General features: G+C 39.0%; 10 protein-coding genes. All 10 read right to left on the bottom strand.

Annotation, left to right across the window (positions count from 1 at the left end):
* Positions 1-11 precede the first annotated feature (11 nt).
* From IPJ53_18085 to IPJ53_18040, 10 genes are read right to left on the bottom strand one after another with little or no spacing between them, the layout of a single operon-like run.
* Positions 12-830, bottom strand: a complete 819-nt coding sequence (locus IPJ53_18085) for a hypothetical protein (protein ID MBK7801004.1) — start codon at positions 828-830, stop codon at positions 12-14.
* Positions 831-1,163 (bottom strand): hypothetical protein, encoded by a 333-nt coding sequence (locus tag IPJ53_18080; GenBank protein MBK7801003.1) that lies wholly within the window; start codon positions 1,161-1,163, stop codon positions 831-833.
* A gap of 12 nt (positions 1,164-1,175) precedes the next feature.
* The gene (locus tag IPJ53_18075) at positions 1,176-2,156 is read right to left on the bottom strand and encodes a hypothetical protein (protein ID MBK7801002.1); all 981 of its coding nucleotides are present in this window, start codon (positions 2,154-2,156) and stop codon (positions 1,176-1,178) included.
* A complete protein-coding gene (locus IPJ53_18070; protein ID MBK7801001.1) occupies positions 2,143-3,819 on the bottom strand; it encodes a hypothetical protein in 1,677 nt (558 codons plus the stop codon). Before IPJ53_18070 ends, IPJ53_18075 begins: the two co-directional genes overlap by 14 nt.
* 50 nt (positions 3,820-3,869) lie before the next feature.
* Complete coding sequence (locus tag IPJ53_18065; GenBank protein ID MBK7801000.1) at positions 3,870-4,520, bottom strand: hypothetical protein; 651 nt, start codon at positions 4,518-4,520, stop codon at positions 3,870-3,872.
* A gap of 49 nt (positions 4,521-4,569) precedes the next feature.
* Positions 4,570-4,731: a hypothetical protein gene (locus tag IPJ53_18060; protein ID MBK7800999.1), complete on the bottom strand. Its 162-nt coding sequence runs from the start codon at positions 4,729-4,731 to the stop codon at positions 4,570-4,572.
* A gap of 9 nt (positions 4,732-4,740) precedes the next feature.
* Positions 4,741-5,646 carry a hypothetical protein gene (locus IPJ53_18055; protein ID MBK7800998.1) on the bottom strand — a complete coding sequence of 302 codons (906 nt, stop codon included), beginning with the start codon at positions 5,644-5,646 and terminating at the stop codon, positions 4,741-4,743.
* Positions 5,646-7,934 (bottom strand): hypothetical protein, encoded by a 2,289-nt coding sequence (locus tag IPJ53_18050; protein MBK7800997.1) that lies wholly within the window; start codon positions 7,932-7,934, stop codon positions 5,646-5,648. The genes IPJ53_18055 and IPJ53_18050 overlap by 1 nt, the downstream gene beginning before the upstream one ends.
* Positions 7,934-9,589: a hypothetical protein gene (locus tag IPJ53_18045; GenBank protein MBK7800996.1), complete on the bottom strand. Its 1,656-nt coding sequence runs from the start codon at positions 9,587-9,589 to the stop codon at positions 7,934-7,936. Before IPJ53_18045 ends, IPJ53_18050 begins: the two co-directional genes overlap by 1 nt.
* A complete protein-coding gene (locus IPJ53_18040; GenBank protein ID MBK7800995.1) occupies positions 9,586-13,413 on the bottom strand; it encodes a hypothetical protein in 3,828 nt (1,275 codons plus the stop codon). The genes IPJ53_18045 and IPJ53_18040 overlap by 4 nt, the downstream gene beginning before the upstream one ends.
* Positions 13,414-13,503: the final 90 nt, after the last annotated feature.

Raw genomic sequence — 13,503 nt, 5'->3', positions numbered from 1 at the left:
AAAAAGGGTGTTTACGCTTCTGCTAATGCAGGATTTTTTTCTAACATTCTCTTATGAGATTCCTGGCGTTGTTTCATTTCGTCAGCACCTCCGGTTGCTTGTTGTTGCTGCTGTCCTTCCGGTGCGCCACCGTTGACAACTAATTTGGCAAGTCTTAAATCACGGTATTCTGCAAGGGTTTTGATTGGTGTGATTCCATCTTCTTTCATCACAAAAGAACCGTCTGCTTTTTTGATTGAACCGTTTTCATCAACCGTCACCTGATCTCTGGATAATGCAGCTCTGAAATAATCATTGGCAACATCATGGTCGATATATTTCTTTTCTCCAAGAGCCTTCCCGATAATTAAATCGGTTTTTCTCTCCTTCTCTTTCATTTCAAAACGCTGCTCCGCTTCTTTCAGTTTATTCTCATATTCTGATTTTGTGGAACCGTGTTTTTCAACCAGGTCATTGTACTTTTTTTGAAGTTCATCAACTTTTGATTTGTATTCTTCAGGTGCATTTTTCTTGATCGTGTCAATTTCGGAAGTCACGAATTCTTTTGCTTTACCCAAAAATTCTTCCATTTCCATTTCTTCGGCCTCAGCTGCAGTCATTCCCAAACCAAGTTCTTTGTTCCACTTCTTTTTGATTTGTTTTTGTGCAACTATTTGCCCTTCCTTCCTTGCCTCGTCTATTTTTTTCTTCACCCCTTCGCCACTGGTTGCAATTGCAGCCCGATCATCCAAATAAGTTTGGGCCATTTCATTTAATTCTTCCTCGGTAGTGTCCTCAGTGATTGAACCGGAAAACCCGATTGCTGATAAAAACTTTTTAATCTTCTCCATCTATTGTGTTTTAATAATGTTTCTCTTTTTCTTTTCGGGAGCGGCCATCTCTTTTACTTCGGGAGCGGCCATCTTAGTGACTTCTGATTTTGGTTCAATTGTAAAGTCTATTCCTTGAAGTAAATACCTTCTCTTGCCATTCTCAGAAAGGCATCGGTTTAAAATTTCAAATGGCGAAAGACGCTCACGCATCTGGGTCATTCCGTCAATTATTAAATAGGTGTTTGATTGTGATTTTAATTCAGATTTTATTTTGTTAAAATCCTTGATGGTCATTTTCTGAATAAAATCTTTCGGGTTCTCAATTCCGAGACTTTTTAACAACTCGTTCATAATGCAAATATATTAATTTTTAAAATATGTTTCATACATTTTTTGCGACCTTTCTTTTAATCTGTCCTTTGCAACTCTGTTTGCTTCGTCTAAAACTTTTTGTCTTTTGTCCTGAATTTTATCAAGTTTACTTTTCGTTTTTGGATTATTCACAAATGGAATTGCCCTGTGAATGCAGTTGTGACCGCCTCTGATTTGTGCAAAATTATTCACAGTAAGTCTTAGGTCACCCAATCCCGATCCGTTGTTTTTTGCCCACTCAATTTCATCCTGCAATTTGTCGAATGGTATCACTCCTTTGAATGTGTTTATCCACCGTTTACATTGCGGTCTTGAAGTTGTTTTAAGCGGACCTACATAAGAGTATGCATTCACTCCGATTTCCTCCCCGATCTTCTGCTCTACTGATCCCTGAAATTGAAATAAAGAATCATGTGCAATCTGTCTGGCGTATCTTGTAAGTAAACCGCCTTTCTTTGCATCTGCCAAAACATAAGTCCTTAAAAGGTCTTCTGCTTCATCAACCGTATTTCCAAATGTTGCAGACCTCAATAAGATTTTCCTTATTCCACCGGTTATATTGATCTTGATACTATCAGGACTTGCGAGGCTTGAAGAAATGTCCTCAATAAATCCTTTCTTTATTGGTGAAATTTGTTTTTTCAAAAAATCATAAGAATCGACATCGTTCAAAAGTGCTGTGAACTGCAAAGATAAATCCTCTATATTCGCAAAATTCTGAGTAAGTGCAATTATGTTTTTTGAATACTCCCCTTTTGATAGTAACTCAACAACCTTTTTTTGGAGTTTATTTATCTCTAAAAGAGTTTCGTAATCGTAAACTAATCGCCCTCTTTTAACTGACATCTTCCTGACCACTTTCTTTAAAATGTCAAAAATCTCAAAATCCGATTCCAGGTTCTTGAGATCAAAATCAGTTAAGAATAGTTCAGTGCTTTCCGATTGCTTTCGGATTATATCAATTAAGTCCATCCAATATTATTGCATCTGGATATTTTGCTAAAAGTACAGGGTTGATCAAATCAAATAACATCTTGTCGGTCATTGCAGAAATGTCTTTGTCTTCAGTAACCTCTAAAGCAACATCAAGGACCGCAAAAGACCGCTTTACTTCTGAATCAGAATACAATTGCAAAGAGTTTAATTTGATTATCTCATCATTAGAATATGTTGCCAGTGGGTATTTTCGGGCAATGAATGCCATGAGCTTTTTCATCACCGGATCATTGGCGTAAACCAAATTATAATAATCAATCACATTGGTAACCCTCTCAACCCCGATAGAGGTCTTAATTTTTTCCTTTATAATCTCAGGATTCTTTATCTCAATGCTTAAAGGAATATTATAAGTTGGGTATTCTTCGTTTGTGGCACCGTTGTAGAAATACTTGGTTACGATATATAAATGGTCCTGCATTGTATTTGCAAGTCCTATAAGACAGACCCTAATCTGAGTCTTAAGATGTTCCAACCTGTGCAACATCGCTTCGCCTGACTCATTCAAATCAATCAGGGCATCAATTCCCAAAGATTTCTTCATTAATTCAAAGTGATAGGCCCATGTTTTAGAAACAAATTCCAAAACGGCAGTATCAGGGTTTAGATAAGTAGGGTTATTTTGTGCCTTATCATCCACAATAGTTCTTGTATTGTTCCAATATTCCATTGGTCCTGGACTTCTAAGGTGTCCTGTTCCGCTGCACTTTTCACACTCTACCCAACCATCATCTGTTTTAACCTGTCCTTTGATACATCCAGGAGCAGAACAAACCACATCCCCTATCACAAGTATTGGGTGCGCTGCTTTAACTCTCACCGCCTGATCATCCGAGTATGCACATAATGCTTCATCAGCATGAGAATACGCTGATTGTAAATAAGACTCTTTGTATTTTTCACCTTTTGGATTGCTTGAAATAACCCCAGGCATCATGGTGAACGGCATCATTTTTAAACCATGCACATAAATTACATCAAGACGGTATTTTAATTGATTACCTTCTCTGTATGGTTCTAATGAATACCAATTATCAAGGTCGGCAGCATAATAGAATGCATCTTCGCCTCTTTTTCCGGCTTCAAATGCAATGTACTCAGGTTTATAAACTACCTTGTTGAATGGAATTAAATAACTATCTACCCTTCCTATTTTTTTGGTTTCATCCAAAACAGGAACGGCAAAAAGTAATCCATTTGGGTCTACAAATGAATAAGGCAAAACAACCTCTGTGGCCCATTGATCCAAACTAAGTTTCATCCCATCGTTCATAAATGGCCTTGACTTCAACCATTCCGAAACATATTCTGGAACATCCCTCAATTCAAATCCACCGCCTACCCAAACATTAGTACATTCTACTGAAAATTTACGAATAGGTTCAATAGTAATTTGTCGAATATTTTCATTCCGGTAATCCTTGATGTGTTCAGGTTCACCAGGTCTTTTCTTCGACAATAAATCAATCTTGCTTAACCTTTGGTTGTGGTTGATTGCCTGTAGATAAACTTGATGTTTTACAGGTATTTTTGATTTTTCGGTATCAAATTTATTTAGATACCTTTCCTGGTCAAAGGTCATAGTATAACCTTTGCCAAGATCATTAAAATCTCTTAGTACATCTTCCGCTTTAATCATAAAATATACCGGGACATATCACTATGCCCCGGCTAAATTTTGAGTTTTAATTATGATGCGCTTTCGCTGTCTGCCAATGCGTCAACAAAACCAGGAACGGTAACATGCTGTAATACGCAATTGTAATTTAATTGGAATTGAGCTTTCCATCTTGCTTTTCCTTTTGCATCCCCTCTGTCAACTGAGAAGTTCTGAGTCAAAGATGCTTCAAGTCCAAGAGCATGATCTGGGTCCGTTCCAATGTAACCGCCTTTTACGAAGTCGGCCCACTCGTTTCCAAGTGTAAAGTAACCATCAGATTTGATTAAGATCAAAGTCACTCGCTGATTTTGGAACAACTCGCAAACCTCAGTCCAGTAATCTTCATCACTGTGATCGGCTTTGAACAACCATGTTTCGTAATTTACCAACCTTTCGGTTCTAACTACAACACGGTCAAAACATCCTGAGTAATCTTCCTCAACAACATCAGAAGGAGTCTCTAAAACGATTTTACCCTTTGGTAAAAGTTTTATCTTTCCTGCAAGTACTGCTGCTTCGATTTCTGCGGTGTCTGTTACATCAGTTGGGACCCAATCACAACGTGCAATTGCAAGTCCAGTGTAACACGCTGATTGTATCTCGTTAGCGTCACAATCGTTTAAGTATCTCTGTGGGATCACAACTGAAGATCCGGCACAAGTTAAAGATGCACATTTCATGCTTTACAAAGTTTTTAAAGTTAAAAAAACTCTGCTGCACTCTCTTAGATTAGTCCTTCTTTTTAACTTCAACTGGTCTGTTCCCAAGTTTCTTGACGCTCATTGGTTCAGCAATTTTCCAACCATCTTTTGCGTATTTCTCTTTGTTCCTTTCGTAAACATCCGGTTTAATCGGAATCACAAGACCGGCTCTGTTTTTTATTAGAATCATTTGAGTGTTTTAGCACTCTGTTGCACACTCTATGCTGTAAGTAATTTCTAATCTATAAAGTCCTTTGTAATCACTTACGGGGTTCATTGCAAAGTTACTAATTTTTACGGTCTCATTGTTAATTTTTATTTGTCTTCCTTGAAAAATAATTTTGCTCAAATAGTTCACCATGAATTGCGGAATCAATTTTGTAGGAATGATTTTATAATTCATTCGTGTGGTGCTGCTCAATAATTTTCCGTTCCTTCCTGATGTCCTTTCAACTTCCGGAAACTGTTCAACTATCTTCGCTTCAATTCCTAATTTATTGATAAACTTAAACCCATCTACACACGTAGGTTTTGCATAGTAATTACCAACACAATCTTTCTTTGAGTAAACTCCTTCAAAGTAAATTATATCATGGCATTCATCAGGTACATAAAATTGCTGAGTGCAGACGCTTTCCGTTGTTTCGTTTAAATCATTTTTAGCGACAAAATCCAACTCAAAACATTCCGGAAAACCTTCTATCCCGGTATCAATCTCAATAACCTGGTATGAATTATCTCCATTGTGGCAAACAAAATACCTTGAGGCAAACTGAGCCATATCGGTAATCTCTGTCCCGTCAATCTTTCGCAATGTCGCAATAACAAAATCCTCCCATCCTGCAACCGGTTCTTTTGGGTCTGCATTATACTGATCCCTGAACATTAATTGGAACATGATCTTATCCCCAATTTGAAAAGGTACTCGATAAGGATATTTAACACATTGCTTTGAACATGCATAAGTATTATCACAGTCTGCAAGTATGTTATCCGTTGGGGTTAAAACACATCTGTTCTGAACCGGCAAACATATTTCTCTTGCCTTGCCGTCAATGTCAACACAGGCAACTGTTCCGGGGGAGTATAAAATATATCTTTCCATTATGCTTGTTCGCAAATTGTACAATCAGCATGAGAATAAACCACCTTGTCACCGCATCCAGTGGCACCCACGTTGTATGTTAATGTCCACCTAAAGAAAACCTTTTGACTTGCCAAAGGTGCTGTATATGTTGACCAGGTTGAACCATCAAAAGAATATTGTTTCACGCTTGATGTTGTTGTTCCTTCGCCTGACCATGTTGGTATAGCAACACCCAAGGATGAACAGGCAATTGATATTTGAGGAAAATTAGTGCATGGTGTTGTTTCCGTTTCTTCTGTAACTGCATCGCAAAGTTCAAATTCTACTTTTTCCTCCTGGCACTTACCGAATGAGAATGGAACTTCTTTTCTGATCAGTCCGTCTCCGTTATCAAATGATGTGGTGTAGTGACATCCGTCCGTCCTAACAACTTCAAACCTAAACCATCCTTTTATTGGGGTTTGGAAATTTCCGCTTGTGGAACCATTGACAATGTACTGTTTTATAATTCCGAACGCATCAAGATATGTTATGTTGATGAAGTCCATGTCTACATTGGCCCATCCAGGAATATCAAACTCCCATGTGACGAATTTTCCACCACAATCTGCAACAGCATTGAACTCCATTGTCTCACATGCACAAGTGCCTGTTATTGTGTTATCTTTATATGCCACCAATTTGATACAGTATTCCTGATTTTCTTCAAGTTGAGTATAATCAACCGTAAATCCAAAATTGCCGCCTCCGGTAGTTGGTAAAATCAAAGGTGACTGATCTTCTAAAATCTTGCCGTTTGCTGTTAAATAATATAAATTCACATGGTCAACTGATGGCTCCACTATTGATAAAGCAAGTTGTTTGCCGTCTTCATAACAATACCCATCAGGCAAAGATGAATGACTAAATAAAGTAAAGTCGGCATCATCATAATCCACCACATGAATGGTCATTGGAAATATGCAATGGTCCGTATTTCCGTTTATATTAAATATCCAATCGAAAAACAAATATAAAGACCCTCCTGCAAAACTATCCGGAATCATCATTTGCACCCCTCTGGTCCATGTGCTGCCACCGGTGTTATTATATACATAAGTCGGGTTCAACTCGCTTATGTTCTTAGCTGTCGTATAGTCGTTTGTGGTGTTGTACTTAATGTCGCACCTTACAAAGTAATCAAAAAAAGTACCTGGTAGTCCTGCTGTTCCTAATTGAGTATTGTAGTCTGAATAATCAAGTACAGATTTGAATTCATAATTCACACAAGGGGCTGCATTTCTTACGCAACAAGTCGCATGAGTCTCATTATTGTCTACAATAATTGAGCAAGTGATATCCGGTTTTATTGGAACTGGTCCCGGTATGATCTGGCTTATTACCTCAGATTTTCGGGAATACCATGTATCAAACTGTTTGTAAACCCAAAAAATAACATACTGCTGCCCAGGCTCAAAATAGGTTGAGTCGATGGTGAATTCTCCCTCGGTATAAGTTCCGGCATATTCAATTAATCCTTTTCCGTTTTGAAGTTTATCAAAGTCAATCACATTCGGAGTGAAGAATTCCGCTGTTTCAATAGTTGACCCAATTAATCCATATTGTAATTTGGTTGCTTCATAATGTGGGTCGCTTGTATTGGCCCCTGACACCTTCATTATTCCTGCAAAGTATCTTGAGGTGTACATATTTGGTCCACCGAATAAAACTACTCTTAGGTCCTTGTTGTAGATATAGCCGTTTACTTCTGTTCCATCGACATACAAAGTATGAGTAAGTCCATATTCACCATCAGAATTCCACTTAGTCGCTGTACATGGTATTAACGCCTCGGCTGTGATTATTTCATCAAAGATCACTGAGGACCTGATGAATATATTTTTACTTCCGTTGTTGTAAATGTTGTTAGAACCTCCATTGGCTGATTCCTTTAAAAGTATATCAGATGCCCATTCGTGAGCGACCAAATAATCCCCGGTATCTGCAATTGCCAAGAATTCAAATTCAACCAAATAGGTTGTATTGATCTGTCTTGTTAATCTTACTTGAAGGTTTTTATATTTGGAAACCAAACCCACAAAAGACATTTCAACGGTTGTGCCGTTTGATGTTGGGAATTCGCACTCCCATCTTGGTTCAAGTACCGGAATAGTAGGCTCCCCGGTATCCAAAAACAAAGCAATATCAACATGAATCTTTGTCGAATTCGGGATTACTTCATCACTGGTAAATATAGAACACGCCCGAAACATACCGCCTGGGCTGATCTGTCTTGATTGGGGTGTGGTGTCAACATATAGGGCCATTAACTACACTTAAATTTTATGTTTTCAAACTTAACGGTTTGTTCAGAAAAGTCTATCTCATACTTTTCCGGAATACCCTGCCCAAAATCTTTGTGCGAAATCGAAATGTTTAATTTGTAGGTGTTCAATTTCTCTGTAAAGGTACAAAAATCACTTGGTTTTATTGTGATACTTTCATAGTTTATCGGTCTGCTCTTCTGATTCTCAGGATCATCTATGTAGTGGAATCGTTTATATAATTCCTGATCCGGAAGGTCTTTATCGAACCACATTTCCCAATTGTATTCATAAACATCACCATTCGGACCGTCCTTTATTTTGCGCCTCTTTACTCCAACAAATTTATAACCATCAATAGTGATCACTTCCTTTTCATCTACAATCAAAAGTTTTAATTCAGAACAAATATCTTGACCAGTCACAAGTGAATGGGTCATTCTACTTGTGTTGTTGAATGAGTCTAAAAGTTCTGCAGTGTACCAAATTAATTTCATAAACCCATTGGCGTTAATGTCATTGGTGAACTTGGCTGGTGCAAAATTTGCGACAACTTCCTTTTTACCTTTTCTGGCCTTGATGTTTGTTGGGTTCCACTCCACAATGTCGGAATACATCGGAACGTTTTGAGAACTTTGGCTGTCTGATGCATCTACTTTATATCGGCCATCCCAATAAGCAAAATTGGGTTCTTTATTTGTGACATCCCCAATGTCGATAATATCCCCATCCTTCTCTGAGTCTTGGATGTTGAATAAATTAACCCTCAATGAGTCGATAATGTCCTTTCTTTCAAAATATAAAACGCCATCTGATATAATCCATTCAGCATTGAATACAGGCTTTAAAGATTCCAATAATTCAACCGGGTTCAAATTCGCTGCGTTCCATGCGTCCCAGTGATCGGTATTATACTTGTCATAGTTTATACCGCCCTTATTTTGGGCCATATACAGAACCAGGTTGTTGTAAGGCTCAGAATTTAGAATTGAACTTTGGAAAGTCAGCCCAAGATTATTGCAGTGCCACCTGAAAATATAAGCAAGGTTTGGGCATGGCCTGTATTCCCCGGCTCCAACTGCGTCATTCTCCAATCTATCAAATGAATCAAGGACATCATCATCAACGATATTCAACCAGGCAAGGGCGCCTACTATAGCCTTAACAATTGTCAACAATGGCCATAAAAGTAGGTAAACTCCCAAACCTACCCGGTTCCCATCATCCTTCACATAAGACAATTTGTGAACCATTCCGGCATTGATCGCATCATTTACATAACTGTATTTGTCTGCCCAAAATGGACTACCTATGAGTTTCTCAAATGCGTCTTTCTCTGCTGACCGTTGGATCATTGATACCCTCGCCTCGCAAACGTAATCAATAAATGCACACCCTTTGAAATAAATATCATAGGTGAAAACGGTATCACAGCAATCCAGTTTTATTGTCGCTTCTAAAATCTTATCCTGGGCAGTACAAATTTCACCAAAGAAAAACGCCTTAAATATCTCATAGCCTTCACGTATAATCCTGATGGTGTTCGATGTTGATTGGTCCACCCCTCCCGAATCGGAACGCTCAACTGTTACGGTGAATTCGTCAAGACCGATAACCCACTCGGTAAAATCTACACTATTGATAAATATCTTGTTCAAAGTTTAATGTTTTGGGTTCTGATCCTGTCCTTTTCTCTCCTTCGCTGAGTCGCAATCATGCCATCCTCGTTAAAATCTACCATGACCTGAATGTCTGCAATTCTTTTGCCCATTTCCTTAAGTCCTGATTCTATTTTGTTACCTAAAGATTCCAGTTTGATATTGACATCTTCTCGCTGCCTTGTCTCGGTATCCGATGGAATTACCCTTAACAATGTGGACCGCTCAGGTGTCAGTATGGGGACTAATGATTCTCTTATCTTCTCAGTCTTTGTGGTGGCGAAATCGGTTTTAAAATGGGTCATATTGGCCCTTACCAATTCCCTTGTATTCTCAACCTTTTCTTTTATTGTCTCGGTGTTGGATAGTGCTGTCCTCAGTTTGTCCTCTCTGATCAACATACTTTGACCACCCAACTCAATTCGGACGTAATCCGATCTCGTTTCCTTGCTGACTTGTACCTTTTCTGACTTGTCTATTTTGGACTTGTCCATATTTGTCAAGACATTATTTGTCAACTTTTCGGAAATTCCGAATTTCTCTGAATTACTTGACTTTTCGGAATTGCTCAACCTTTCCTTTAACCCTGTCTTGATGATCTCCCGATAATCGCTATTCTTAACCAACCGTTCCACTTCTTTTCCTTTCTCGACTAACCTCGGCAAGTCTTTGTTTTTTGTTTCTCCGATTTTCTTGTTATTCGATGCATCTACAATCCTCTCACCTTTGGAAGTCCTCACTAAAATACTATCACTTGTTTCCGTTCCAGGTCCTTGGATGTATTCCGTTCCTGTCTTATACCCAGGGATAGAACCAAACGCATTCGACACCCCTGCAATTATTGACGCAATGGAGGCAGCCAATGCAACTGAGTAGGCAATACCAGTAACAATTCCGGCAGGGCCACCGGCTGCAAATGCTGATGTTAAACCCTGTATTGATTTGGCTGCTGCAACTGCCTGAGAAGTTGCAATCTCAACCGCTGCGATCTGCTTTTGCTTTTGAGCAAATGCCTCACGCCTTTTGGTCAACTCTGCCAACCTATCTTCCTCAATTTGGAGCTGTTCGGAATTGCCTTGATCTGCAATTTCTTTTAATTTATCAATCCTTGATTCAGTTTGACTGATTAAGAAATCTGTCTTGTCAAGTTCTCCTTGGATGTATGTGTCTGTGAATGCGCTGATTTGTGTCGCTGCGGAGTTTAATGCGTCTTTGAGTAACGCCTCTTCTGCTTTGCCAAGAAAACTTGTGCCATCCTTTTTAAATCCAAATATCCCATCAAATGCTTTTTTAAGAAACGAATCTTCCTCTTTAAAATATCCCTCTGCATTTTCTTTAAACTGTTTAATTAGAGCTGCAATCTGCTTCTCTGAAAAATTAAACTTCTCAGACAGCACCCTCGCTATCTCTCCCTCACTTATTCCCTCACTTAATCCCTCTTGTATTGCTTTGGCTAATTCAACAGATTGAGTCGGGTCTGTCAATGCAGTAACATCTTTGATAATTTTATCCAATTCAGCCTTTGCTTTTTCTGCACTTTCGGGAGTGATCTTTACCCCAAGGCTGACAAGTACATCAACTGTTTTGTTCTTTACAGCATCGGGCAAGTCTTTGAAAAAAGAAATCTCCTTTTCCAACATTGCCAAAGTCTTCTGCCTATCCAAATTCACATCCAAAGAAACAGCCCCGGACATTAGGATGGGAATCTCTGGAATGACCAACGCATCAGGCAACGTCTCTAAACCTTTTTGGATTTCATTTTGCAAAAAGAAAGAATCTACATCAACCGTGAAAGGTATCTGTATTTTGTACTTCTTGCTTAATTGAGTTGCTGTATTTACCGCATTGGCTATCTTTTGGGCCTGATCTATTAATGCCCTCTGAGTATTGATAACATCCCTTTGGTCAATTATCTTCTTAGGGTCAAACAATCCATCCAACTGCACATCCTCATACTGCTTTCTCAATTCTGCCGTTATCTGTTTTACTTCCTGCAATGCCTTTGCCCTTTCTTCTCTGAATTTCGCTTGTCTGGCTAATGCATCGTTATCTATTTCTTCTTCCTCTAACTTCTGGGCGTTTTCCTTCTGAGTCATGTCAAGGTATTTTTGATATTCCTTGTTGAACTCCTTTTGAAGGTCAATCTTTTGTTTCTGCAGCTCGTTAATTTCATTCTGCTTCACAAATGCCAAACCCAATAACTTATTACCCACTGACTGCAGCCCCGGTATATTTTGGAATACTTTACCCAATGCCGTTTCAAAAACCCTCACAATCTCTTTGAAAACTATCTTGCCTCCGGTCCCTACATTTTTGAAAAAATCATCTATCACATTTGAAATTGCATTGATTGTAGCCAAAAACTCGGTAAACAATGCAGAGAAATCTATTTTGGAGAAATCAAGTCCAAAAAGTTTCGTTACATCATTGACAAATCCTGCAAAATTGCCAACTATTGAGCTGATCAAATTCCATCCGGTACTGATTGCGCCAAATATAATTTCAAATTGATTCTTTAAACTTACTCCAAACACTTTAACCAATGGAGTTAATATCTCAGTAACTTTGTTGAGTGCCGGAATCAGATTTGAGTAAATGACTTTTGCAGCCGGAAGAAACGCCTGGCCGATTGATTCTTTTATGTTCGTGAATGCATCACTTAACCTTTTCCTGTAAGATGTCAATGATTGACTTTGCTGCTCCAACACTCCGGCAAACTTTCCACCTTCTTGGCTCATTTGAGCAAATGCAGCCTTCACATCGGTGTCACTTACTTTCTTTAGCTTCCTAAGTTCCTGAACTGTCTTGCCGGTAACCGCTGCCAAACTTTCAAAGATGGGGATTCCTTGTTGCTCCAATACTTTTAACTCCCTTGGATTGGCAAACCCTCTAAAATCAATTCTTCCGGTAATGTCTGCCAACGTTCCTAATGATACCCCTGTAGCTGCTGCAACATCCCCAAGGCTTTTGATCTTGTCCGGTACGTCTTCCGCTGCAACTCCAAACTTAAGTAAAGTGAATGCTGCATCTTGCAACTCGTCACCAGTGAATTTGGTTTGAGTCGCTAATGTATCAAGTTCGTCTACAAGCGTCTCAGATAGTCTCACTGATCCGATAATTGAGGCAAAATTTGTTATTGCCTTATCTTCTTCCTCAGCGAATTCAGCAAGTTTAACCGTAGCCAATGCTATTCCGGCAGCCAATGCAGTAGCCCCAACAGCTCCACCAGTCAACTTGCTTCCGATCTCTCCAATAGTTCCGGGGTCTATTCCGGTTATTTGGCTCACTCTTTGGGTAACTCCAACTTTTAATTGTTCGACAGCTCTTTGCTTTGTACTTAAATTGCCCTGGTCTGCTTTGGCTATCTCTGAATTGTATTTCTCGGTAATACCTAAAACATTTTCGTAGTAAGTTTTTATCTCTCTTTCAGAAAGTCCCAATCCTTGTTTCTGCAATTCTGCCCGGAATATGGAAAACTTCTTATCCTTCTCAGCTAATTTTTGGTTATTGATTTCATAAACCGCATCGAGAGAAAGTAAAGACTTCTTTACCGCCTCGGTGTATCCCTTCATTGGGTCACCTGTGACAGTCGGACCCTTAGTAATTTTATTCTGAGTTGCCCGAATTTCGTTACCAACCTCTTTAAATGCCGATGATGTTTTTTGCGCTGACTTCTCGGCAGTGTTTCCCACTGTTCCCAAAGTGCCAGAAACCTTTGCAGCTCCCTGATCAATTTTATTCAAATCATTGGCCGCTTCTTTTGCCCCTTCATTCTCATACTGAAATTTGATCGTTGCTATCAGGTCGTATATGCTGTCGGCCATTCTGTAATTTTTTATGAATAATCAAAGATTCCAAATACCGCCCCAATGTCATTCCCTCCAATGTTTGATCAGACACGCCCAATACTTTCG

The sequence above is a fragment of the Candidatus Vicinibacter affinis genome (assembly GCA_016714365.1).
Classification (GTDB): Bacteria; Bacteroidota; Bacteroidia; order Chitinophagales; family Saprospiraceae; genus Vicinibacter; species Vicinibacter affinis.
This window is presented reverse-complemented; position numbering and strand designations above follow the sequence as displayed.